A 21,036-nucleotide genomic window follows, 5' to 3' on the forward strand; every position below is an offset into this window, starting at 1 on the left:
TCACCAGCTCACCAGGCAGAACGGGTGGCCGGCGGGATCCGCGTAGACGTGGAACCGCTCGCCGCCTCCTTCGAGCCGTCGCGCTCCGAGCGCCAGCACCTGCTCGTCCGCCGCCGCGAGGTCCTCAACCCGCACGTCGAAGTGCAGACGCGCGGATTCCTGCGGCCACCGCGGCGGTTGCAGGCTTTCGACCCGTGCGAACGCCACCCCTGGACGGTCCGGGGCGTCGCCGATGACGACGAAACCGGGGTCGTCCTGGACCCGGACCATGCCGAGCAGCGTCGCGTAGAAGTCCGCGAGGGACCGCGGATCAGGGCAGTCGATCACCAGGCCGTGCCATCGTCCGATCATGCGAGGGATCGTGACACCGCATGCGGACAGCGACTGTCCTGGATCATCAGATCCGCTTGAGCAGGTCCTCGATCAGCTTCTTCGACGGCTCCACCCCGGCCGGCGAGACGACCTCGATCTGGGTCTTGCCCTTGCGCGCGGCGACCGTGTGCTGGGTCGTCTCCGCTCCGCCGGCCGTGGCCTCGTAGGCCTCGTCCTGGAAGCCCTCGATCGCCTTGGCCTTCTCCGGCTTGCCCTTGGCGAACGACGCGGCCGTCGCGTTCGTCGTGAACCGCACTTCGACCGGCATGCCCGAGCCCACGTACCTGCACGTGGTGACGGACTTCTCGACGGTCTGCTGCTGGCCCTGCAACCGCAGCCCGAGCGCCTTGCCCACGACGGACGAGTTGGCGTTGGCGCAGTTCGGGCCGTTGCCCGCGGGCTGCTCGACGGTGGTCGGGGTCGTCGGCGTCTGCGTCGGGGCGGCCTCCGGGGTGGAGGTGCAGGCGGCGAGCAGGAACGCGGCGGCGGCGAGGAGGGGGATGCGCACATCCCTACATCGACCGCGCCGCCTCCGCGTTACCCCGATCAGGTGCCGCCGATCAGTCTGCCTGCCGAGGTCGTTGATCCGTCGAGAGTCAGCCTGGGCACTTCGTCAACGCGGGCCTGCCGGTCGGCCTCCTGGAAAGTGACACCGAGTTGCTGCCCAGGAGCCGGCCGGTGGTTCCCGGCAGGCTCGCGGAGGCCGGGCTCGAGTTCCACTTCCCGAACTCGCGGGAGGCGGCGCAGAATCTGGCTGAGCGCAGGAGGTGAGATGCCGAGGATCAACGACGTCGGCGGGGTGGACGGGTTCGGGCCGGTCGAGCAGGAGCTGGACGAGCCCGGTTTTCACGCTGACTGGGAGGCGCACGTGTTCGCCATGAACCGGGCGCTGATCGGACGCGGCCTCTACAACCTGGACGAGTTCCGGGACGCGGTCGAGCGGACGATGTCGCACGAGTCGTCGTACTACGAGAACTGGTTCCGGGCCATTCAGACGTTGCTCAGGGAGAAGGGCCATGTCTGAGCACCGGAGAGGCGACCGGGTTCGGACGTCCACTGTGGACCCGGACCACCACACGCGGCTGCCCGCCTACGCGCGCGGGAAGACCGGTGTGGTCATCGGTACCGATGGCGTGCATCCGCTCGCGGATCTGAGAGCGCGGGGAATCGAGCACCCGCAGCAGGTTTACCTGGTGCGGTTCACCGCGCAGGAGCTGTTCGGGCAGGGCGACCACAGCGTGACGCTGTCCCTTTGGGAGGAATACCTCAGCGATGAGTGACGACCACGACGACTCCCCGATCGCCGCGCGGGTGCGGGAGCTGGAAGCGATCCTCGAGGAGAAGGGGTTGCTCGACGCGGCCGAACTGGACCGCGCGCTGGAAGCCTTCGCGCACAAGGCGAGCCCTGCCAACGGGTTCCGCGTGGTCGCGCGGGCGTGGGTCGACGACGACTTCAAGGCGAAGCTGCTGGAGAACGCGAACGAGGCGTTGCCCGCGGTCGGGTTGTCGATGGGCGGCGGGCTTCAGGTGCAACGGCTGCACGTCGTCGAGAACACGGAAAACGTGCACAACGTCGTCGTGTGCACGCTCTGCAGCTGCTACCCGATCGCCCTGCTCGGGCCGTCTCCCACCTGGTACAAGAGCACGGCCTACCGGTCGAAGGTGGTGAGCCACCCGCGTGAGGTGCTGGAGCAGTTCGGGCTGGAGTTGCCCGCCGGCACGGAGATCAGGGTGTGGGACGCGAACGCCGAGTCGCGGTACATGGTGCTGCCGCGCAGGCCCGAGGGCACCGAGCACCTGAGCGAGGACGAACTCGCGAGAAGGGTGACGCGCAACGGGTTGATCGGCACCGCGGCCGTGTAGCACGACCGCGGTGCCGCGAACCCGAACTAGATGTTCTTCATGATGTCGTCGATCGCCTTGCCGAGCTGCGCGTACTTCTGCGTGTACAGCACGGGGTAGACGCCGGGCGGGTCGGCCGGGCGGTTCGCGTCGACGTAGTCGGTGCCGAGGTTGCAGAACACCACGACGATGTAGTTGCGCTTGTCCTTGCCGCGGAACGACTTCACGATGCCCGCGTCGGAACCCGTGGTGTCGACCCAGCCGGTCTTGTGCGCGAAGGTCACCTCGGCGGCCGCGTTGCACGGGCGGACGTCGCGGTCGTAGACGGCGTCACCGACGGTCACGGTGCCGTCCGGCTTGATCCAGCGCGCCGGCACCTGCTGCGGGAGGCCCTGCACCGGGTAGTCGCGGCCGCACCAGTTCGGCGTGGACAGCATCTCGTTGTGGCCCTGGCCCGCGAGCGTCTCCTGGAAGAACTTCCGCGACGAGTACGAGAGCTCGTTGCGCGTGACCTGCTTGCCGCCGTCGGTCGTCCACAGCACGCCCGCGCCGCCGTTGACCAGCAGCAGGAGCTTCGCGGTGTCGAGACCGCTCATGTTCGAGCCGATCCAGCGGCCGCCGTTGCCCGGAATGGTGCCGGTGACCATGAGGGTGGGCATGCCGAGGTCGACGAACGTCTTGTTGACCTGGTCCCACGCGTTGAGGTCGTGGATCATCTTGATCAGCGCGCAGGTGGACTCGTTCTGCGACTTCGTGATCATCTCGTCGAAGTGCTGCCGGATCTTCTTCACCGACGGCCCGCCGCACGCCTCGCGCACGGGGTTCGGCTGGTAGACGTAGTCGGCGTCGAGGTCGACCTTGCCCTCGTCCGCGAGGCGCAGCACACCGAAGCCCACCATCAGCTTCAGCACGGACGCCGGGTACGGCGAGGAGAAGTCGATCGCGGCGTTCTCGCGGCCGGCGAGCACGTCACGCGTGCCCTTGCCGCCGTTGGCGTCCCACTCGTCGTCGTCCCACCAGCGGTAACGCACCTGGTCGGTGGACAGGCCCTTGTGCTTGACCGGCACCACCACGCCGTTCGGGTACTGCGGGCTGAGCAGCACGTTCGCCACGGTCTTGGGCCTGCCGACCGGGTCGAGCTCGATGATCGCCGCGTCCATGTTCGGCGTCTGGTGCAACGGCTTGCCCGCCGCCAGCGCCACCCGCGCGCGAGTCCGGTTCATCAGCTCGGCGGGCGACGCGTCGTACTTCTCCCGCGGACCCGCCGACCGCAGAGCGGCACCGCTCGCGGGCGGCGTCAGGTCGATCACGTCCTTGAAGTTCTGCGCGACGATCGCTTCGCGCAGGCTTTCGGCCAGCCGGTGAGTGCCCTCTTCCGAGGCCACGGCCGGCGCCACTGCGGCACCCGTCAACGCGAGCGCCGTGCACAGCACGGTGAAACGCTTGAGTTTCATTGACTTCCCCAGTCGAAGTGGATCTGACGAGAAGCTACCAGTGAGCCGTCCAGACCCGAGAAAGCGCTCTCCACCGACCGCGCGAAGGCGGGAGCCGCCCGACCCCGAGTCGAGCGGCTCCCGGTCATCGCACCCTCGGGTGCGATGAGGCGATGACCACCGCGGCGGCGACGGTCACCAGGTTCTTCAGGATGTACTGGGCTTCGAACGACGCCAGCAGCGGTCCGGACCACATCTCACCGGGGAACAGCACCAGCGGTGTCGACACCAGCACGACGTGGCCGATCAGCAGGACCGCGCACAACCGGGGTGCGCGAAAGCTCAGCAGAACCAGCGCGATCCCGATTTCGGTGATCGCGGCACTCAGTCTCGCCAAATCCCCGTGGACGATCCCGAACGTCAGCGCGGAAACCGTGCGTTCGACGAGATCCTGGGCAGGGCTGCCACCGGGAAAGAGCTTCAACACGCCGAACCAGAGGTACACGACCCCCAGTCCGATGCGCAGCAGCGGAATTCCCGCGCCACCCGCGAAACGGGTGAGGCGCTCTTCCGTGCTTTCGCGGCGTGTGGTTTCTGGACGCAACATCGATCTCCCTCTCCTGTCTGGCTGCCACCACCCAGCCAGACAGGAGGAACGAGAGAGATCAGTTGCCGGTCTGCGGGTCCCCGAGCGGGTTCAGCAGGTCGGCCTTGCCCTCGAACGCGAACAGCAGCAGGTCGACCATGCGGAACGTGCTGGAGTCCGGGCCGAGCGTCGGCCGCCAGTACGGCGAGCGCACGATCGAGATCCGGCTGCCCTCCATCGCGCGGTGGAAGACCTCCGCGGTGATCCGCCCGCCGACCGGGCCCATGCGTCCGTTGCCGATCTCGGCCTCGCGCAGGATGTAGAACCACAGCGGCGTCGCCTCGACGAGCCGGGCCTTCTGCTCCTGCGACAGGCCGTCGAGGACGGCGCCACCGTTGCCGGTGAGGATCTGCTCGGCGGTGAGCGGCTCGACGCCGAACAGCTCGGCGATCTGCTGTCCCGACGCGAGCTCCATCATCGAGGCCCTGGTCAGGTTCCGGAACGCGAGGTTGCGCTGGATCTCCGGGAACTGCGTGCCGCGTCCGCCGAACGTGCCGGCCGGCAGCCTCGTCAGCGGGTCGACCAGCAGCGTGTCGATCCGCTTGGTGACGTTGCCGCCGTCGAACTCCGCCGGTGCGACCAGGTCGTCCCGGCCGGCCTCGGTGAAGTCGTAGAGCCTGCGGAAGTCCGCGATCCAGTTGCTGGGCAACGTGAAGAAGTCGCCCCTGGTCACGTCGTCCAGGTCCGCCGGAAGCGCCGACGACGGGTCGAAGTTGCCGCTCACCCCGGTGAAGGTGAAGAGCTGGAACAACGACGCCGGCGCCTGGACCGGTCCGCCGCTGCGGAACACGCGGTTCCACTGGTACGCGCCGCGGACCTGGCTGTGCCCGAAGCGGTACGACGCGACCGAGAACTCGATCGGCATGGTCGGCGAGTTGTCGCGGCGGTAGCAGCTGCCGGGCTCCTCGAAGAACCTGCGTCCGTTGGTGAAGACGTCGTCCACGATCGCCGGGTCGATGATCCGCGGCAGGTGGTCGGTCTTCAGCATCCACTGGTAGTGCCGGACCACGAGCTCCTTGGCGGCGCGGAACAACCGCTCACCCGTGAGGCCGGTGAGCGCGAGCTCGTCGACCACGCGGTTGTGGAAGCGGATGAACGCGAGGTGCGTCTGCGCCACCACGAGGTTCTCGTCGTTGCGCGGGTCCGGGATCAGCGGGAGCCGCCGATCCGCCGCCGTGCCGGCCGTCCCACCGCGGCGCGGCAGGTCGAAGCCCTCGAACGGGACGTTGGTGCCCTCGTCCGGGAACGGGACCGGTGTCGTGGTGCCGACCTTGAGCTTCACGCCGTCCTCGGCGTAGAAGGCCTGGTCGTCCTTGTCGCGCGGGCCGCGGCCGTAGACCGAGTCGAGGTCCAGCGCCGGCGAGCGGCCCTGCATCAGCTCGTCGAGGTTGACGTCCTGGCCCAGCTGCGACTCGGTGCGGTCCATCGTCAGGTCGTGGTCGACGAACTGGCCGAGGTAGGTGAACCCCGCCGGGACGGCTGGGTCCGCCGAGTCGGGCTGCGCGACGTTCGCGGTGATCGCGGCCGCCAGGGCGACGCGCGTCTCCTCGTCCGTCCGCGGGCCCTTCGGTCCCAGTCGTGAGAACCGGAACCTGCGCAACTCCTCCGCCGTGGAGGGCTGACGCGTGACGGCTCCACCTTCGCCGTCGAATTCCAGCACACCTTCGCCCACGACGAAGAAACTGTCGCGCACGTGCCTCTTCATGTGATTCCCCCTGTTTCCCCTCTACCAGGCGACCTGTTCTCCCCAACAAGCACCTGCCCCGACACCAGTCTCCATACGGTCGAAATTTCCGTCGAAGCTTTTGGCCACGACCAAAACGTCGTCACTCAGCGGATACGAAGTGGTCCGGAATATTCGGGAAATCCGGGGGAATCACGATCTTCGCCGCACGCCGGCTTTCAGATCTTGAATTCGAGCGGCGTCGTGCCGCCGGCCGGGGCACGGCGGCAGGCACACCGGTGGTGAACCGCTCAGCGGATCCGGTTTCTGGGCGGCCCGGAGTGGGTACCACTGCGAAATGCTCGAAGTCACGGTGACCGAGTCGTCGCCTGCCTCCACCCTGCTCACCGTCTCCGGTGAACTCTCCGGCTCCGGCTCGGAACGACTCCTGGCCAAACTCGACCGCCTCCTCGACCAGGGCCACCGCTACGTGGTGCTGGACCTGTCCGCGGTGAGCTTCTGCGACTCCAGCGGGGTGAGCGCTCTCGTGCGCGGACACGCCCGCGCCTCCGCCGCGGCCGGCGGGCTGCGGCTCTCCGCGGCTTCCGAACAGGTGACGCGCGTGCTCGAACTGTCGGGGCTCGCCAGAATGCTCGGGCTCAAGTCCACAGTGGAGCTCTAGGAAGCCCTACTCCGCACACACTTCGCGCATCGCCTCGCTCAACGCTTTCTCGTGCAACCGGTCCAGGTGGTGCAGCACGACCGCGGACCGTTCCGCGATCGTCGCGTGGACCTCGCACCTCAGCGTGGGACGGCGGAGCTGCTCGGTGTCCTTGAGCTCGGCCAGGATGTCCGTCGTCAGCCGGTCGAGGATCGGGCGGACCTCGGTGCCGAGGTCGGGGCGGTGCTGCGGGACCTCCTCGGGGTGCTCGGTCCAGCGCGCGTAGAGGCCGCGCTGGACGAGCTTGTTCGCCTCGATCTGGGCGCGGAAGAAGCGTGCCGCGTTCTCGGGGTCGAGGCCGAGCTCCGCGGACCTGGTGCGCACGCCGTCGAGGACCTGCTTCTCGCGGGCGGGGTCGTCGATGGGCTGGGAGGTGCCGAACTTGGCCGCCGCCACCAGGTCCGCGACCTGGACGCGCTGCACGGCGAGGTCGGTGAGCTCACCGAGCGGGCCGACGGGGTGCAACGACGCGGCAAGGGTGAGAGCTACCGCAAGGGTCTTCATGATCTCCGAGAGTGCCATGATGGCGGGGTGGAGTCCACGCGCATCGACCGTTGGCTGTGGGCGGTCCGGCTGACCAAGACCCGCCCGGACGCCGCCCAGGCGTGCCGGGGCGGCCACGTGCGCATCAACGACAAGCCCGCGAAACCGTCCACGACTGTGGTTCCCGGCGACCAGGTCCGTGCCCGCGTCGGCGACAAGACGCGGATCGTCGAGGTGGTCAGGGTGATCCAGAAACGGGTCGGCGCGGCGGACGCGGCCACGTGCTTCATCGACCGCACTCCCCCGCCACCGCCGGACATCCCGATCGCGCGGCGCGACCGGGGCGCCGGGCGGCCCACGAAGCGCGAGCGGCGAGTGCTGGACCAGTTCAGGTCACAGAACTAGCTCCGTCAGCTCCGTGAGCGAGGTGCCGAGCGGCAGGTCGACCCTCAGCGAGGCGAACTGGTCGCCGCGGGTCTCACCGCGGTTGATGATCACGACCGGCAGGCCCGCGGCGGCCGCGCGCCGAACGAACCTGAGGCCGGACATGACCGTCAGCGAGGAACCGAGGACGAGCAGGGACCGTGCGCCGTCGACGAGGGAGTAGCACTGCTCGACGCGCGGGCGCGGCACGTTCTCGCCGAAGAACACGACGTCCGGTTTGAGCACGCCACCGCACTCCAGGCAGCCGACGACCTCGAAGCCGCGCACCGCCTCCTCCGGCAGGAACACGTCACCGTCGGGGTTGATCTCGTCGGTGGTCGCGGCGAAGTCCGGGTTCGCCTCGCGCAGGCGGCGGTCCAGTTCGACGCGCGGCGAGAGCAGCCGGCAGTCCAGGCAGATCACGCGGTCGAGGCCGCCGTGCAGCTCCACGACGTTCCCGGTGCCCGCGGCCTGGTGCAGGCCGTCGACGTTCTGCGTGATGACGCCGGACAGCTTCGGCGACAGCCGCGTCACCGCGTGGTGGCCCGCGTTCGGACGTGCGCGGGCGATGGTGCGCCAGCCGACGTGGCTGCGGGCCCAGTAGCGCTGCCGGCCCGCCTGGCTGGTGGTGAACTCCTCGTACGTCATCGGGGTGTGCTTGCGCAGGGACCCGCCTTCGCCGCGGTAGTCGGGGATGCCGGACTCCGTGGACAGGCCCGCGCCGCTGAGCACCAGCACACCGCCCTGCGCGACGATCGGCACGACGTCGGTGAGGGTGGAGGTGCGCGGCAGCGACGGGCCCGACGACGACCAGCTCAGAGTGGGCCTAGTTCGCACTTCACCAGCTTACGTACCAGTTCCGCAGTTCGGCCTCCGCCGCCGCCACGTTCCCACCCGACGAAGCCGTGACCAGCGCGAACTGACGTCCGGAACCGCCGCGCAGCAGCAGCTTGTCGCCCTGCACGGTCGACGACGCCGAGCTCACCACGAGCGGCGAGCGCAACGACTCCGGCAGGTGCACCTCGGTCGGCGCGGCGCCGCCGTTGGAGTCCCACACGAGCACGGCGAACGGTGCCGAGCCGACGAGTGCGCGGACGTTCGGCAGCGGGATCTGCTGCCACGTCTGGTAGGCGCGGTCCTCGTAGGTGAACGCGAGCGTGGTGCCCGCGACGGCCTGCGGGTAGACGCGGTCGACGAGGGCGCGTTCGACGGTGAGCACGGGGTTGCCGGCCGCGTCGAGCTTCACCGCCGAGAAGTGCTCGTCGTTCATGGCATCGCCCTCGGTCTTGACCTTGTCCGGGTTGTCGTTCATGAGCTCGCGGTGACGGCCGTAGTTGGTGTCCCAGTGCCACTGGCTGCCCGAGACCACGGTCCCGCGCGGCGCCGACCACCAGCGCGCACCCGGCGAAGTCGAGTCGAGGCCCTGGTAGATCGCCTTGAGCACCGACGAGAGCTTGTCGGAGGTGTTGCCCGAGACCGGGTGCCCGAACTCGGAGACGATCGCGGCGGTGCCGAGCGTCTTCGCGCGTTCGCGGATCGTGCCGAACGCCTGCGTGTACTGCCCGTCACCCGCCTTGCCGGGCATCAGCAGGCCGGACTGGGCCTTGCCGTCGTAGAAGTGGGCGTTGAAGACGAACCGCTCCCCCAGCGCCGGCACGAGCGTGAGGCCGCCGGGTTCGGCGAAGAAGTCGACGTTCTGGTTCCAGAACACGAGCGGCTCGACGAACGCGGGCTTCGAGGTCCAGCCCGCCTGGTCCATCTTCGCCCGGAAGCGCTGGTAGAACGGCATCAGGAGATCGCGCTCCCACTGCTGGGAGTTCTGGCCGCTGTCGTACTTGCCCGCGTAGGGCTCGTTCAGCGGGTCGACGCCGACGACGAGCTTGAACTCGTTGGCGGGCAACGCTTCCCTGACGTGCTTGAGCGCCTCGCCCGCCGCGTTCAGGAACGAGTCCTGCACTCCGTTGCGGTTGTGCCAGAAGTCGTAGGTGGCGGCCGTGACGGCGTTGTTGCTCTTCATGTTCTGCCCCCAGTGGAAGCAGAGACCGCACGACTCCTTGGGATACCCGCTCGCGGCCCACGCGGGCGCGCCGTCGCCGGTGTACCAGCTGCCGGAGTTGAACAGGTAGCGGGAGTACAGGTCCTGGTGGAAGTCCAGGTACACGCGGATTCCCTGGTCGGTGAACGTGCGCAGCTGCTCGGTCACCTTGGCGAGGTAGGCGTGGTCGATCTGGCCGCGCTGCGGTTCGATCCAGGCCCAGGTGAGCAGGAACCGCACCGCGTTGGCGCCGGTCAGCTGCTTCATCGCCAGCGCCGACTTGCGCGCGTCGGCCGTGGACGCGAACGGCAGGCCGCGGTACTCGGCGAGCTTCGCCGTGCCGGAGACGTTGAAGCCGCGCAACACGACCTCGCGGCCGTACTCGTCGCGGAACACCCCGCCCGACACGCGCAGCTCGGAGCCGTCGAACGACTCCGCGCGCACGGGGGTGATCACCCACGCGAACAGGAACAGGACTGTCAGGAGCACCGCTCGCCGCATCGCCGCCGCCTTCGGGAACGTGAATGAGATTCGCGTTGCACGCTAGCCGGTGAATTCCTGCCGGGCTAGGGTCGACTGAGCGCGTTCGACGCTGTTCGACGATTTTCCTGGGGAGGCATGGTGGATCTGATCACCCGTGACGACGTCGAGGTGCTGGAGCACACCGTCGCCGACGAGCTCACCGCGATGAGCGAGGCGTGGGACTGGTTCGAGAACCTGGTGGGCCTTCGCGGTCGCAAGATGTTCGCCCGCGTCGACGAGACCGCCGGCACCTACACGGTCTGCACGCCGCGCAAGCCCGCGGACTCGTTCGACCTGACCGTTGGCGTGCTGCCCGGCGGCCGGTACCGGCGCACGGTGCTGGAGGGTGAGCCGCCGGAGCTGTACGAGCGGGTCGGATCAGCCATGGAGGGGCTCAAGGCCTTGGGGCCCTGGGACTCCTCCCGGCCGCTCGTCGAGTTCTACCGGCGGCACACCGTGATCGAGCTGTGGGTGCCGGTCTAGAGCGCGCCCGCCACGATCCGGGCGGCCTCGACCAGCAGCGGTTCGTCGGCCGGCGCGTCCTTGTCCGAGGGCTTCGTCGACAGCACGGCCACCACGATCGGCGAACGTCCTGGCGGGAACGCGATGCCGGCGTCGTTGGTGGTGCCGTACTTGCCGGTGCCCGTCTTGTCGCCCCAGCGCCAGTCCGCGGGCAGCCCGGCGCGGATGCGGTGGTCGCCGGTCGTGTTGGCCAGCAACCACTTCGTGAGCTGGTCGGCGTCGGCACGGTTGAGGGCGTGGCCCAGCGTCAGGCGCGCGTAGCTCTGACCGATGGCGCGCGGCGAGGTCGTGTCGGTGACGCGACCGGGCTCAGCCGAGTTCAGGTCCGGTTCCCAGCGGTCCAGGCGCGTCACGGGGTCGCCGATCGAGCGGCAGAACCGGGTGACGGCGGTGGGCCCGCCGAGCTCGCGCATCAGCAGGTTGGCCGCGCAGTTGTCGCTGAAGGTGATGGTCGCGTCGCACAGGGCCGAGACGGTCATGCCGTTGGCGAGGTTCTCCTTCTTTTCGGTGATCTTGGCGTAGCCGGACTTGATGCAGTCGTCCTCGGTGTAGTGGATCACCTTGTTCAGCAACGAACCGTCCTGGTCACGGCGCAGGATCGCCGCGGCCACGAGGGTCTTGAAGGTGGAGACCATCGGGAAGAGCTCGTCCGCCCGGTGCAGCACCGTGCGACCGGTGCCGGTGTCCGTGGCGAACACGCCCAGGCGTGCGTTGTGCTGCCGTTCGAGTTCGCGCAGCTTGCCGGTGACCGGCGAAGCCTGTGCCTGTGCGGGCACGGCCACGGCCAGCGCTGCTCCGGCGCCCAGTGCCAGCACCGCACGTCGGTTAACACTCAACGTCCTGCTCCCCTCTGAGGAAACCTCTCCACAGGACAGGACGCGCGGGAGATCAACTGGTTGTCAATGAATCCTGCGCCAGCACGCGAGGAACGTGAGCGCGGCGAGCAACCACCCGGCCGACGCGAACGAACCGGCGCGGCCCGTCATAGGCTCACGCGTGGGAGTGTGCCGCCGTTCGGCCCAGCGCGCTCCTCGAAGATCAACCGGCCTGCCGGTCAGCGGCGCCGGTCGGCCGTGTTCCAGTTCTGGGGAACCCGCTCGGTGGCCTCGGGGTCGATGGCGTGCCGCGCCACGTGCCGGCCGGGCTTCGGCTTCTGCTGCTTCTTGGCCATGAGCATGAGGACCACGGCCACGATCAACCCGACCGTGGCGAGCCCGGCGGCGGCGGTGCGGGCCGCGGGGTGGTCGAGGACCAGTGAGCTGACCGTCAGGGCGAGCACGAGGGCCGCGAGCGGGCCGATGACGGCGAGGTCCTGGCGTTCCTCACGCGGTTCGGCGGTCTCGGGGGGCGCGACCGGGGCGGCCGGTGTCCGCACTTCGATGGTCTCGAAGTTCCCGCGCTCGTAGGGCGGGGGACGTAAGCCGGGAGGGACGGTCACACCCAGCATGCTGCCCGAGGAGGGCGCGCCGCCGCAAACCTCGCATTTCACGTGCGGTACGTGTTCCCATGTAGCGCTGGGTGGAAGAGAGGTCCGTCATGTGCCGGTGGCTAGCTTATTCCGGTTCGCCGGTGCTGTTGGAGGAACTGCTCTACGCGCCGGAGAACTCGCTCGTCATGCAGTCCAAGCACGCGCGGCTGGGCGCCACTGCGGTCAACGGTGACGGGTTCGGCATCGGCTGGTACGGCAGTGCGAGCACGCCCGGGCTGTTCCTGAGCACGGAGCCCGCGTGGAACGACCGCAACCTGCGGGAACTGTCCGCCCAGATCACCGCCGACCGGGTGTTCGCGCACGTGCGGGCGTCGACCGGCGGCGCGGTGCAGCGGTCGAACTGCCACCCGTTCCGGCACGGCAGCTGGCTGTGGATGCACAACGGGCTCATCGCGAAGTTCTCGCGGGTGCGGCGCGAGCTGATGCTGGCGGTCGACCCCGAGCTGTTCCCGCTGATCGAGGGCTCGACGGACTCCGAGATCATGTTCTACCTCGCGATCAGCTTCGGCCTGGAGCAGGACCCGCCCGCCGCCGTCGCACGCATGGTCGGGTTCGTCGAGGACGTCGGCAGGCGCGCGGGCGTCGAGTACCCGGTCCAGATGACCGTCGCGGTCACGGACGGCTCGACCACCTGGGCGTTCCGCTACTCGAGCCGCGGCAAGTCGCGGACGCTCTTCCACAGCACCGACGTGTCGACGTTGCGCCGTCAGTACCCGGACAACCCGGCGCTGCACGACCTCGCCGACGACTCGCGGCTCGTGGTGTCCGAACCGCTGGGTGACCTGGTCGGGGCGTGGCAGGAGGTGCCGGAGTCGACGTGCGTGATCGTGCGGCCCGGGGTCGAGGAGGAACTGCTGGCGTTCAAGCCGTGAATCGTCAGGCAACCGTCAGGTAAGGCCGGGGTTTCGTCACTACCGTCTGGTGCTGCCACCGCCACGGACCCCTCGGAGAGGTTCCTCATGCTGACTACGGCAGCGGCAGCACTCATCGCACTATCCGTCCTCGCCCCGGCAGAAGAAGAGCCGGAAGAGCCCGCCCCCGCGCTCGAGGTCGTGACCGTCAACGGCACCGGTTGCCCGGCCGGTGACGCCGACGTCCGCACCGACGGCAGAACCTTCACCATCGGCTACCACACGTTCCTGGCACGGGCGGGTGGTGGATCGTCACCCGTGGACATGCGGAAGAACTGCCAGATCAACCTCCGCGTCAACGTGCCGCAGGGCTACACCTACGGTCTGGCCCGCACCACCTACGAGGGCTACGCACACCTGCAGCCGGGCGCGACCGGCGTGAGCCGGATCAGCACCTACCTGCAGGGCACCTCGCCCACCGCGGTGGTCAGCCAGACGTTCACCGGGCCGTTCAGCGACAGCTGGGAGACCCAGTACCGCCCGAGCGCCTCGGAGATCCAGTGGGCGCCGTGCGGCTCGCCCCGCAACATCAACATCAACGGCGAGGTGCGCGTCACGCTCGGCTCGGCGGACCCGGACAGGCTCAACTTCGTGATCGTGGAGTCCAGCCGCGGAACCGTGCGGGTGCGGCGCTGCTGAGCCCCGGCCTGGTCAGCCGCGGAACGCCCGGTGCAGCACCACCCAGATCTCGCCGGGCCGTTCCACCGCGCCGGGGAACCACCCCGGCGCGACGGCGTAGGCCAGTTCCTCGGCACGGTCGAGCAGGGTGCTGACCGCCGGCTCGCCGACGACGATCACCGCCGACCAGTCGACGTGGGCCATCAGGAAGTCCTGGGTGACGCCGAACCGCTCCTCCAGCACGACCATCAGCTCGTGCCCGGTGTCCGGGCCCGCGTCGACCTCGCTGACGTCCGGAACCTCCTGTTCCACAACGTCTTGTTCGTCTTCCTCGTCCTCTTCGTCGTCCTCGTCTTCCACGTAGTACTCCGACCAGACGTGCTTGCTGATCGAGTAGATGCGCGAGATCAGGTCGTCCGTCTGCTCCTCGGTCATGACCAGCTCGACCGTGTGGCCCTCGGTCAGCGTGAAGGTCAGCTCGATCTCCGGCACGTCGCCCGAACCTGGGACCGCGTCGACGTTGCCGGCCACCTCGCCGAACACGTGGGAGTCCGCGGTGCTTTCCCGGCCCATGCGCATCGACGGCAGGTTGGCGGCCATGTCCACGACGAGCCGCGCCGCGGTGAAGAAGTCGCCCTTGCCGCGGAACTCCGTGCGGCTGCTGGTGAGCGTGCGCCCGATACCGGTGGGGTCGACGCGAGCCTCGACCACGCCGGTGCGCTCCTCGCCGTCCCATCTCGCGAACACCGTGACGCCGTTGGACAAGCGCTTGCGGTAGTTCTCGTGGTGGCCGTGGCGGGCGAGCTCCCACCCTGCCACGGACTCGGGCCAGTCCTCGTCGAACAACGGGTTTCCTCTCGGTGGGGAATTCACGTTGTCACAGAACGGCTCGCTGCGTGGTCCTTTTGGCATGAGCGAACTGAAAGTCGAGATCCTCGCCGAGTCACCGGGCGTCGCACCGGTCCCGTCCGGCCTGGTGGCGCGCACGATCCTGGTCACCCTGCCGCCGGGCAGCCCCGGCGCGCCGCCGCACCGCCACCCCGGCCCGATCTACGCCTACGTGCTGAAGGGCGCCATCACGTTCGAGCTCGAAGGCTCGCCGGAACGCGTGATCCGGGCCGGTGAGGCGTTCTTCGAGCCCGGTGGAGACGTGATCCACTACAAGGGCGCGAACCACCTCGACGACGAGGAGTCCGCACTCGTCGCGACGATGATCTGCGAGCCGGGGCTGCCGGTGCTCACCGTGGTGAGCCAGGAAGAACTGGAGGCGCGCAAGCACCTGCGGGCGTGACGGGTGAGGGGCGGGAACCCCGCCCCTCACCGATCACTCGACCAGCTTGCCCGCCGTGTCGACCTCCCTCATCAGCGACGCGATCTCCTGCGGCACCGGCGGAATCTCCTCCCGCTCGACCTGCCCCGGCCCCGCCCAGACGAGGTTCACCTGCTGCGCGGGATCCAGATCCGGGTAGTCCGACCGGTTGTGACAGCCGCGCGTTTCGCGACGTTCGAGCGCGCACTCCAGGGTCGCGCGGGCGGACATCGCCGACGCCAGCAGGTCGAACGCGTGCGCGAGGTCGTGGTGGCCGGCGAGGTCCGGGTGCACGCCGACGTCGCGGATGCGGGCCTCCAGCTCGTCGAGCTCGGCGAGGCCCTTGCGCAGGCTCGCCTCGTCGCGGACGACGCCCGCGTGCTCGGTCATCGTGTTGCGCAGGGATCGTTGCAGGGCACGGACGTTCTCCGGGCCGTCGGCGCCCAGCAGCCCGTCGACCTCGGACCGCGCCTCGGCGAGCGCTGCCTGCGAACGTCGTTGCGCGGTCAGGGAAGCCGAGTACTCCGCCGCCGCCTCGCCGACGATCCGGCCGTACACCAGCAGCTCGATCAGCGAGTTGCCGCCGAGCCGGTTCGCCCCGTGCAGGCCGCTGGACGCCTCACCGATGGCGTACAGACCTTCCACGCCCGTGGAGTGGTCGGCGGGCGACACCCACACGCCGCCCATCGAGTAGTGCGCGGTCGGCGCGATCTCCATCGGCTCGCGGGTGATGTCCTTCATCTGCAGTTCGAGCAACGTCTGGTAGACCCTGGGCAAGCGGCGCATGATCTGTTCGCGCGGCAGGTGCGACACGTCCAGCCACACACCGCCGTTCGGAGTGCCGCGGCCCTCCTTGATCTCGGTGTACGCGGCCAGCGCCACTCTGTCGCGTGTGGACAGTTCCATCCGCTGCGGGTCGTAACGCGTCATGAACCGCTCCCCCAGCGCGTTGGTGAGGACGCCGCCCTCCCCGCGTGCCGCCTCCGACACCAGGGTTCCGGCCGCGTTCTCCGGTTCGAGCAGGCCGGACGGGTGGAACTGCACCAGCTCGGGGTCGCGGATCCGGCCGCCCGCGAGCACGGCCAGCCGGAACGAGTCGCCGGTGTTCTCGTCGCGGCGGCTCGACGTGCGGCGCCAGATCCGGGTGTGGCCTCCTGCGGCGAGGATCACCGCGTCCGCGTGGAAGACGTGCCGGGTACCGGTGTCGAGGTCGAACCCGTACGCGCCGAAGACCACGTTGTCCCGCACCAGGATCCGCGTGATGTAGCACGAGTCGTGGATCGGGATGTTCAGCTGCGCGGCCCGGTTGACGAGCGTGCGCTGGATCTCCAGACCCGTGTAGTCGCCGGCGAACGACGTGCGGCGGTAGGTGTGCGCGCCGAAGAACCGTTGCGAGATGCGGCCGTCGGTCTCGCGGGCGAACGGCATGCCCCAGCGTTCGAGGTCGGCGATGCCGCGCGGCGCCTGCTCGGCGACGATCCGCACGACGTCCGGGTTCGCGAGGAGGTAGCTCTCCTTGATGGTGTCGGCGGCGTGCTGCTGCCACGTGTCGGCGGGGTCCATCGTCGCGAGCGCGGCGTTGATCCCACCGGCGGCGAGGGCGGTGTGCGCGTCGGACTTGGGGCGCTTGCCGACGACCAGCACGTCGACCCCGCGTTCGGCGAGTTCGACGGCGGCGCGCAGCCCGGCACCGCCGGTGCCGATCACGAGTACCGAGGTGGCTGTCTGGTGTTCCGTCATACCTGTAGGACCACGCAGCGCCGCGGGATGTGACTGTTGGCCCGGCAACACTAGGATCAGTGGCGTGTTCGTGAAGCTCTGTGGTCTGCGCACCGAGTCCGATGTCGCCGTCGCCGTCGAAACCGGTGCTGACGCCGTCGGTTTCGTGCTGACCGCCAGCCCCCGCCAGATCGATCTCGACCTGGCTGGGAGGCTCGTCGCGGACGTGCCGGCGGACGTGCTCACCGTCGCCGTGGTGCGCGGCATCACAGCCGCCGAAGCCGGTGAGATGGCGCTGAAGACGGGCGTGCGCGCGTTGCAGCTGCACGGCGACTACCCGAAGGACGCGTTCGACGAGCTCGCGGACCTGCCGTTCCAGCTCGTCCGTGCCACCGCGCTCGGGCCGGACACGGACGTGCGGACCGGCGCGTTCGGCGAGGAGCTGCTGCTGATCGACTCCCCCGTCGCCGGGTCGGGCGAGCAGTGGGACATCACGCGGCTCGACGAGAACCGCCCGTCGGGCAAGTGGGTGCTCGCGGGCGGACTGTCGCCCGAGACGGTCGCCGGGGCGATCAGCGCGGCCCGGCCGTGGGGCGTCGACGTGTCCAGCGGCATCGAGTCGAGCCGCGGCGTGAAGGACCACGGCCGGATGCGCGAGTTCGTCGCCGCCGCACGTCAGGCGGCGTAACCCGGGATGTCCTCCACCCGCTCGTAGACCGGCAGGCCGCGTTCACGGGCGATCCGCACGTCCTCGTCCGCGCCGGTCGACTCGCCGGGCAGCCGCAGCACCGCGTCGCAGTGCCTGAGCAGGCGTTCCGCGGTCGGATACATGATCTCCGAGGCGATGGGATCCGCCGGAGAGCTGCCGCCGGCGCCGCGCAGCACCGGCAGCGCGACCCATTCGCCGATCATCGGCACGTGACCGCTGCGGAAGATCGGCCACGCCGCCTCCTCCAGCCGTTCGAGGTTGCGCGCCATCAGTGCGGGGTCGTCCCCGGTGCCGGAGCGGTAGGGGCCCGCGATGAGAATCAGCATGCGATCGACCATAATGTGCAAGACTCGGCAAAAACAAGGAGAAACGTGCATGCTGGCTGCCCAACGCCGTGACCTGCTGCTCGAACGCCTGCGCACCGACGGCCGGATCGTCGCCAAGGACCTCGCTGCCGAAGTCGGCATCTCTGAGGACACGATCCGTCGTGACCTGCGCGATCTCGCGGCGGCGGGACTGTGCCAACGCGTGTACGGCGGCGCACTGCCCGTTTCCCCCGCCATCGCCGACTACGCCACGCGTCAGGGCGTGCAGGTCGATGGCAAGCAACGGGTCGCACGAGCAGCAGCGGCGTTGATCGAGCCCGGCAGCACGGTGATCCTCGACGGCGGGACGACCACCCTCGCGCTCGTGCGCGCGCTACCGCTCGATCTGCACGCAACGGTCGTCACGCACAGTCCGACGATCGCGAGCGCGTTGGAAGAGCATCGGGACGTAGAGGTCTATGTGATCGGTGGACGACTCTTCAAGCACTCGATGGTCGCGTGTGGTGCCGCCGCCGTGGAGGCCGCACGGGGCGTGCACGCGGACCTCTTCTTTCTCGGCGTCACGGGCGTGCACCCCGAAGCAGGCCTCACGACCGGCGACGCGGACGAGGCCGCGATGAAACGCGCGCTCGCGCATCAGGCCGCCGACACCTACGTCCTGGCCAGCTCGGAGAAGATCGGCACGGCGTCGAGGTTCTCGGTGCTGCCGTTCGCCGAGGTCGCCGGCGTGATCACGGACGCGGACAACGCGATCGTGCGGGCGTTGGAGGCGCCGGTCATCCCCGCCTAGATCTGCAGGAGACCCTTGGGAGAGCCGTAGGTCCGGCCGCACTGCGTCAACGCGAGCACGCCGTGCCCCTCCACGTCGCCCTCGAAGTACGTGGGGTCGACCGACAGCTCCTCCGCGACCTCGGTCGCCCAGATGTCCTCCAGGTCGTCGTTCTCGTCGCTCCAGTCGTGCGGCAGGCCCCTGCCGTCCTCCACGTCGAGCTCGCCGATCTGCTCCTCCGCCTTGAACGCGTCGTAGTAGCGGACGATCTCGCCGTCCTCCGCGATGCACCACGCCGTCCAGCCGTCGCCGCAGCTCATGCCGTAGTAGTGCGCCTCGCCGAACACCGCGCTCAGCACCGCGCAGATCTCCGTGACGCTGCGGGTTCCGTGCGCGAACGGCTCACCGAACACGAGCGTCCAGCCGTCCCACGCGCCCGTCACGTAGACCCTGGCGCACTGGACGTGCTCGTCGTCCTTCGCGAACACGTGCTGGTCGTTGTTCCAGGCGGACGCGCCGAGAACCTTGGTGACAGGTACCGGATCGTGGAGTCCGCAGACGCCGAGCACGGCCTTCTGGTTGTCGGTCCTGATCGCGTACCAGCCGCCGCAGAGGTGCATCTCCTCGGTGCCGTACTGCTCGTCTTCGATCTTGACGCCGATGAACCGTTCGATCATCTTCCGGTCCTGCGGCGACACCGCGTCCGACCCGGCGACCTCGACGATGCCCGCCAGCGCGGCCCTGCGCACGGCGCCCTTGGCCGTTCTCCGCGTCTCGTGCAGCAACGGCAGGACGTCCGGTCCCATGGTCCCGAACGCCCACAACGCTTCCCGTTGCGCGTGGTGGTCCTCGTCCGCCAGCAGCGGCAGGAGTTCCCTGGCGTGCTTCAACGCGTGCTCGCCCCGGAACATGCTCGCGGCTTCCCTGCGCACGGCGTGGTGCGGGTGCCGCAGCGCCGCGAGGTAGACCTCGTCACCGGCCCGCAGCAAGGAGAACGCCCGGCACGCCTGCCGCACGACCTGACCGTCCTCTGAGGTCGCGATCAGCTCCACCACTTCGTCAAAGGCCGTTACGCCCTGCTCCCGCACGAAGTCCTCGACCTCGCGTCTGAAGTCGTCGAGGTCCATGCGGTCGAGCAGCGCCCGGATCTCCATGGCGCGGCAGGATACGCGTGCCTTGACTCGCCGCCCCGCAGTTCGGCAGTCTGCCAAACTGATGAGTACGTCAAGCCTGGCAGAGGAGCACGTCAAACCGGCGGTGCGCTGGGGAATCGGCCACGCGCTGCCACGGGCGGTGCTGCGCCTCGCCGCGCGCCGCGGCGACCTCCAGGGTCGCATCACCGTCGAGGCCTCCACGGGCGCCGACCTGACCGGCCTGTTCGACGAGATCCGCGCCCGCGGCCCGCTAGCCGCCACGAAGGTCGGCCACACCACCACCCGACACGAGGTCGTCAAGGCCGTGCTGGGCGACGACGCGTTCATCACCGCCCGCCCGCGGTTCGGCGCCGGCGTGCTCGGCAAGCTGGCCGCGTGGTCCGCCACGAACGTGATGCACCCGGTCCAGCCACCGTCGCTGCTGGCCGTCGAACCGCCGTCGCACACCCGCTACCGCAAGCTCGTCACGCGGGTCTTCACCGCCCGCGCGGTCGAGCAGCTGCGCGGGCGCACCCAGCAGATCACCGACGAGCTGCTCGACGACCTCGATCCGGCGAACCCGGTCGACCTGATCGAGGCCTACTGCGGCCTCCTGCCGGTCACGGTGATCAGCGAGATCCTCGGCGTGCCACCGGAGGAACGCGCCACCGTACTGGCCCTGGGCGGAGCCGCCGCCCCGAGCCTCGACCTGGGCCTGTCGTGGCGCGTCTTCCGCGACGTCGAAGCCGGCCTGACGACGTTCGACGCCTGGCTCACCCGCCACCTCGACGCCCTGCGCGCCAACCCCGGCGACAACCTGTTCAGCCGCCTGATCACCGCCCGCGAGGACGGCGTCGGCCTCACCGAACGCGAGCTCAAGGCCACCGCGGGCTTGGTGCTGGCGGCGGGTTTCGAGACCACGGTCAACCTGCTGGGCAACGGCATCGCGTTGCTGACCAGGCACCCCGAGCAGCTGGAACTGCTGCGCTCGAAGCCGGAACTGTGGGCCAACGCCGTCGACGAGGTGCTCCGGTTCGACCCGCCGGTCCTGCTGACCGGCCGCATGTGCGCGCAGGACACCACGGTCGCGGGCATTCCCGTGCGGCGCGGCCAGATCGTCACGACCGTGCTCGCGGGCGCCAACCGCGACCCGTCCGTGTTCTCCGACCCCGGCACGTTCGACGTGACCCGCCCGAACGCCCGAGACCACGTGTCGTTCGGCGCCGGCCGCCACTACTGCCTCGGCGCGCAGCTCGCACGGATGGAGGGCGAGATCGGTCTGCGCACGATCTTCGACCGCTTTCCCGGCCTGCGTCTGGTGCCAGGTGCGCGACGCCGTCCCACCCGCATCCTGCGCGGCTTCGAGCACCTGCCCGCCGTGCTCTCGTGAC

The 21,036-nt window shown here is 69.4% G+C and carries 26 protein-coding genes; 12 read left to right on the forward strand and 14 right to left on the reverse strand.

From position 1 onward, the window contains the following. Window positions 1-351 carry a VOC family protein gene (locus AOM45_RS46710; protein WP_030473414.1) on the reverse strand — a complete coding sequence of 117 codons (351 nt, stop codon included), beginning with the start codon at window positions 349-351 and terminating at the stop codon, window positions 1-3. 46 nt (window positions 352-397) lie between these two features. Then, window positions 398-880, reverse strand: a complete 483-nt coding sequence (locus AOM45_RS46715; RefSeq protein WP_030473415.1) for a hypothetical protein — start codon at window positions 878-880, stop codon at window positions 398-400. A gap of 264 nt (window positions 881-1,144) precedes the next feature. On the opposite strand from AOM45_RS46715, the gene AOM45_RS53960 reads away from it, so the two are divergent. The 3 genes from AOM45_RS53960 to AOM45_RS46730 are packed head-to-tail and all read left to right on the forward strand — an operon-like array spanning window position 1,145 to window position 2,235. Then, on the forward strand, window positions 1,145-1,396 hold the full coding sequence (locus tag AOM45_RS53960; RefSeq protein WP_030473416.1) for an SH3-like domain-containing protein: 252 nt from the start codon (window positions 1,145-1,147) through the stop codon (window positions 1,394-1,396). Further along, window positions 1,389-1,652 carry an SH3-like domain-containing protein gene (locus AOM45_RS53965; RefSeq protein ID WP_030473417.1) on the forward strand — a complete coding sequence of 88 codons (264 nt, stop codon included), beginning with the start codon at window positions 1,389-1,391 and terminating at the stop codon, window positions 1,650-1,652. Before AOM45_RS53960 ends, AOM45_RS53965 begins: the two co-directional genes overlap by 8 nt. Beyond that, window positions 1,645-2,235, forward strand: coding sequence for a nitrile hydratase subunit alpha (locus AOM45_RS46730; protein WP_030473418.1), 591 nt, complete (start codon window positions 1,645-1,647; stop codon window positions 2,233-2,235). Before AOM45_RS53965 ends, AOM45_RS46730 begins: the two co-directional genes overlap by 8 nt. Before the next feature lie 26 nt (window positions 2,236-2,261). Here the strand turns inward: AOM45_RS46730 and AOM45_RS46735 are convergent, their stop codons facing one another. From AOM45_RS46735 to AOM45_RS46745, 3 genes are all read right to left on the reverse strand, one after another. Continuing rightward, window positions 2,262-3,668, reverse strand: a complete 1,407-nt coding sequence (locus tag AOM45_RS46735) for a serine hydrolase (RefSeq protein ID WP_030473419.1) — start codon at window positions 3,666-3,668, stop codon at window positions 2,262-2,264. Window positions 3,669-3,792: 124 nt separating this feature from the next. Beyond that, a complete protein-coding gene (locus AOM45_RS46740) occupies window positions 3,793-4,254 on the reverse strand; it encodes a DoxX family protein (protein ID WP_035913791.1) in 462 nt (153 codons plus the stop codon). 58 nt (window positions 4,255-4,312) lie between these two features. Then, on the reverse strand, window positions 4,313-5,998 hold the full coding sequence (locus tag AOM45_RS46745) for a peroxidase family protein (RefSeq protein ID WP_030473421.1): 1,686 nt from the start codon (window positions 5,996-5,998) through the stop codon (window positions 4,313-4,315). Window positions 5,999-6,314: 316 nt separating this feature from the next. On the opposite strand from AOM45_RS46745, the gene AOM45_RS46750 reads away from it, so the two are divergent. Then, window positions 6,315-6,638, forward strand: coding sequence for an STAS domain-containing protein (locus AOM45_RS46750; protein WP_051784724.1), 324 nt, complete (start codon window positions 6,315-6,317; stop codon window positions 6,636-6,638). A 6-nt stretch (window positions 6,639-6,644) separates the two neighbouring features. Here AOM45_RS46750 and AOM45_RS46755 read toward each other — a convergent pair whose 3' ends face one another. Then, complete coding sequence (locus AOM45_RS46755) at window positions 6,645-7,199, reverse strand: chorismate mutase (RefSeq protein ID WP_030473423.1); 555 nt, start codon at window positions 7,197-7,199, stop codon at window positions 6,645-6,647. Between the two features lie 9 nt (window positions 7,200-7,208). On the opposite strand from AOM45_RS46755, the gene AOM45_RS46760 reads away from it, so the two are divergent. Then, complete coding sequence (locus AOM45_RS46760) at window positions 7,209-7,565, forward strand: RNA-binding S4 domain-containing protein (protein WP_030473424.1); 357 nt, start codon at window positions 7,209-7,211, stop codon at window positions 7,563-7,565. Here the strand turns inward: AOM45_RS46760 and AOM45_RS46765 are convergent. Both AOM45_RS46765 and AOM45_RS46770 read right to left on the reverse strand, forming a co-directional pair. Then, window positions 7,554-8,420: an NAD-dependent protein deacetylase gene (locus AOM45_RS46765; RefSeq protein WP_030473425.1), complete on the reverse strand. Its 867-nt coding sequence runs from the start codon at window positions 8,418-8,420 to the stop codon at window positions 7,554-7,556. The genes AOM45_RS46760 and AOM45_RS46765 overlap by 12 nt on opposite strands. Before the next feature lies 1 nt (window position 8,421). Then, a complete protein-coding gene (locus AOM45_RS46770; RefSeq protein ID WP_030473426.1) occupies window positions 8,422-10,119 on the reverse strand; it encodes a cellulase family glycosylhydrolase in 1,698 nt (565 codons plus the stop codon). Between the two features lie 117 nt (window positions 10,120-10,236). Here AOM45_RS46770 and AOM45_RS46775 point away from each other — a divergent pair, with 117 nt between their 5' ends. Further along, window positions 10,237-10,623: a GyrI-like domain-containing protein gene (locus AOM45_RS46775; RefSeq protein ID WP_051784725.1), complete on the forward strand. Its 387-nt coding sequence runs from the start codon at window positions 10,237-10,239 to the stop codon at window positions 10,621-10,623. On the opposite strand, the gene bla is transcribed toward AOM45_RS46775, so the two are convergent. Together bla and AOM45_RS46785 are read right to left on the reverse strand one after the other, a co-directional pair. Next, window positions 10,620-11,498 carry a class A beta-lactamase gene (gene bla / locus AOM45_RS46780; protein ID WP_030473428.1) on the reverse strand — a complete coding sequence of 293 codons (879 nt, stop codon included), beginning with the start codon at window positions 11,496-11,498 and terminating at the stop codon, window positions 10,620-10,622. The genes AOM45_RS46775 and bla overlap by 4 nt on opposite strands. Window positions 11,499-11,716: 218 nt before the next feature. After that, entirely contained in the window at window positions 11,717-12,100 is a 384-nt protein-coding gene (locus tag AOM45_RS46785; protein ID WP_156094431.1) for a hypothetical protein, read from the reverse strand. A gap of 131 nt (window positions 12,101-12,231) precedes the next feature. Here AOM45_RS46785 and AOM45_RS46790 point away from each other — a divergent pair, with 131 nt between their 5' ends. Next, on the forward strand, window positions 12,232-13,023 hold the full coding sequence (locus AOM45_RS46790) for a class II glutamine amidotransferase (RefSeq protein ID WP_201780199.1): 792 nt from the start codon (window positions 12,232-12,234) through the stop codon (window positions 13,021-13,023). An 87-nt stretch (window positions 13,024-13,110) separates the two neighbouring features. Then, window positions 13,111-13,701, forward strand: a complete 591-nt coding sequence (locus AOM45_RS46795; RefSeq protein ID WP_030473431.1) for a DUF4360 domain-containing protein — start codon at window positions 13,111-13,113, stop codon at window positions 13,699-13,701. 12 nt (window positions 13,702-13,713) lie between these two features. On the opposite strand, the gene AOM45_RS46800 is transcribed toward AOM45_RS46795, so the two are convergent. Next, on the reverse strand, window positions 13,714-14,553 hold the full coding sequence (locus AOM45_RS46800; protein ID WP_236704089.1) for a hypothetical protein: 840 nt from the start codon (window positions 14,551-14,553) through the stop codon (window positions 13,714-13,716). Between the two features lie 37 nt (window positions 14,554-14,590). On the opposite strand from AOM45_RS46800, the gene AOM45_RS46805 reads away from it, so the two are divergent. After that, the gene (locus AOM45_RS46805) at window positions 14,591-14,971 is read left to right on the forward strand and encodes a cupin domain-containing protein (protein ID WP_030473433.1); all 381 of its coding nucleotides are present in this window, start codon (window positions 14,591-14,593) and stop codon (window positions 14,969-14,971) included. A gap of 33 nt (window positions 14,972-15,004) precedes the next feature. Here AOM45_RS46805 and AOM45_RS46810 read toward each other — a convergent pair whose 3' ends face one another. After that, window positions 15,005-16,729, reverse strand: coding sequence for an L-aspartate oxidase (locus AOM45_RS46810; RefSeq protein WP_030473434.1), 1,725 nt, complete (start codon window positions 16,727-16,729; stop codon window positions 15,005-15,007). A 64-nt stretch (window positions 16,730-16,793) separates the two neighbouring features. On the opposite strand from AOM45_RS46810, the gene AOM45_RS46815 reads away from it, so the two are divergent. Further along, window positions 16,794-17,396 carry a phosphoribosylanthranilate isomerase gene (locus AOM45_RS46815; RefSeq protein WP_030473435.1) on the forward strand — a complete coding sequence of 201 codons (603 nt, stop codon included), beginning with the start codon at window positions 16,794-16,796 and terminating at the stop codon, window positions 17,394-17,396. Here AOM45_RS46815 and AOM45_RS46820 read toward each other — a convergent pair. After that, window positions 17,384-17,743, reverse strand: a complete 360-nt coding sequence (locus tag AOM45_RS46820) for a hypothetical protein (RefSeq protein ID WP_030473436.1) — start codon at window positions 17,741-17,743, stop codon at window positions 17,384-17,386. The two genes, AOM45_RS46815 and AOM45_RS46820, sit on opposite strands and share 13 nt — an antisense overlap. A gap of 49 nt (window positions 17,744-17,792) precedes the next feature. On the opposite strand from AOM45_RS46820, the gene AOM45_RS46825 reads away from it, so the two are divergent. Beyond that, window positions 17,793-18,533, forward strand: a complete 741-nt coding sequence (locus tag AOM45_RS46825; protein WP_030473437.1) for a DeoR/GlpR family DNA-binding transcription regulator — start codon at window positions 17,793-17,795, stop codon at window positions 18,531-18,533. On the opposite strand, the gene AOM45_RS46830 is transcribed toward AOM45_RS46825, so the two are convergent. After that, a complete protein-coding gene (locus AOM45_RS46830) occupies window positions 18,530-19,666 on the reverse strand; it encodes a HEAT repeat domain-containing protein (protein ID WP_030473438.1) in 1,137 nt (378 codons plus the stop codon). The two genes, AOM45_RS46825 and AOM45_RS46830, sit on opposite strands and share 4 nt — an antisense overlap. Before the next feature lie 61 nt (window positions 19,667-19,727). Here AOM45_RS46830 and AOM45_RS46835 point away from each other — a divergent pair, with 61 nt between their 5' ends. Next, window positions 19,728-21,035, forward strand: coding sequence for a cytochrome P450 (locus tag AOM45_RS46835; protein WP_030473439.1), 1,308 nt, complete (start codon window positions 19,728-19,730; stop codon window positions 21,033-21,035). Window position 21,036: the final 1 nt, after the last annotated feature.

It is taken from the genome of Lentzea aerocolonigenes (assembly GCF_000974445.1).
In the GTDB taxonomy this organism is placed as follows: Bacteria; Actinomycetota; Actinomycetes; order Mycobacteriales; family Pseudonocardiaceae; genus Lentzea; species Lentzea aerocolonigenes.

Coding starts and splice junctions, on each gene's coding strand:
- AOM45_RS46710 (WP_030473414.1), bottom strand. CDS start 351: ATGATCGGACGATGGCACGGCCTGGTGATCGACTGCCCTGATCCGCGG.
- AOM45_RS53960 (WP_030473416.1), top strand. CDS start 1,145: ATGCCGAGGATCAACGACGTCGGCGGGGTGGACGGGTTCGGGCCGGTC.
- AOM45_RS53965 (WP_030473417.1), top strand. CDS start 1,389: ATGTCTGAGCACCGGAGAGGCGACCGGGTTCGGACGTCCACTGTGGAC.
- AOM45_RS46730 (WP_030473418.1), top strand. CDS start 1,645: ATGAGTGACGACCACGACGACTCCCCGATCGCCGCGCGGGTGCGGGAG.
- AOM45_RS46735 (WP_030473419.1), bottom strand. CDS start 3,668: ATGAAACTCAAGCGTTTCACCGTGCTGTGCACGGCGCTCGCGTTGACG.
- AOM45_RS46740 (WP_035913791.1), bottom strand. CDS start 4,254: ATGTTGCGTCCAGAAACCACACGCCGCGAAAGCACGGAAGAGCGCCTC.
- AOM45_RS46745 (WP_030473421.1), bottom strand. CDS start 5,998: ATGAAGAGGCACGTGCGCGACAGTTTCTTCGTCGTGGGCGAAGGTGTG.
- AOM45_RS46750 (WP_051784724.1), top strand. CDS start 6,315: ATGCTCGAAGTCACGGTGACCGAGTCGTCGCCTGCCTCCACCCTGCTC.
- AOM45_RS46755 (WP_030473423.1), bottom strand. CDS start 7,199: ATGGCACTCTCGGAGATCATGAAGACCCTTGCGGTAGCTCTCACCCTT.
- AOM45_RS46770 (WP_030473426.1), bottom strand. CDS start 10,119: ATGCGGCGAGCGGTGCTCCTGACAGTCCTGTTCCTGTTCGCGTGGGTG.
- AOM45_RS46775 (WP_051784725.1), top strand. CDS start 10,237: ATGGTGGATCTGATCACCCGTGACGACGTCGAGGTGCTGGAGCACACC.
- AOM45_RS46795 (WP_030473431.1), top strand. CDS start 13,111: ATGCTGACTACGGCAGCGGCAGCACTCATCGCACTATCCGTCCTCGCC.
- AOM45_RS46805 (WP_030473433.1), top strand. CDS start 14,591: ATGAGCGAACTGAAAGTCGAGATCCTCGCCGAGTCACCGGGCGTCGCA.
- AOM45_RS46810 (WP_030473434.1), bottom strand. CDS start 16,729: ATGACGGAACACCAGACAGCCACCTCGGTACTCGTGATCGGCACCGGC.
- AOM45_RS46820 (WP_030473436.1), bottom strand. CDS start 17,743: ATGCTGATTCTCATCGCGGGCCCCTACCGCTCCGGCACCGGGGACGAC.
- AOM45_RS46825 (WP_030473437.1), top strand. CDS start 17,793: ATGCTGGCTGCCCAACGCCGTGACCTGCTGCTCGAACGCCTGCGCACC.
- AOM45_RS46830 (WP_030473438.1), bottom strand. CDS start 19,666: ATGGAGATCCGGGCGCTGCTCGACCGCATGGACCTCGACGACTTCAGA.
- AOM45_RS46835 (WP_030473439.1), top strand. CDS start 19,728: ATGAGTACGTCAAGCCTGGCAGAGGAGCACGTCAAACCGGCGGTGCGC.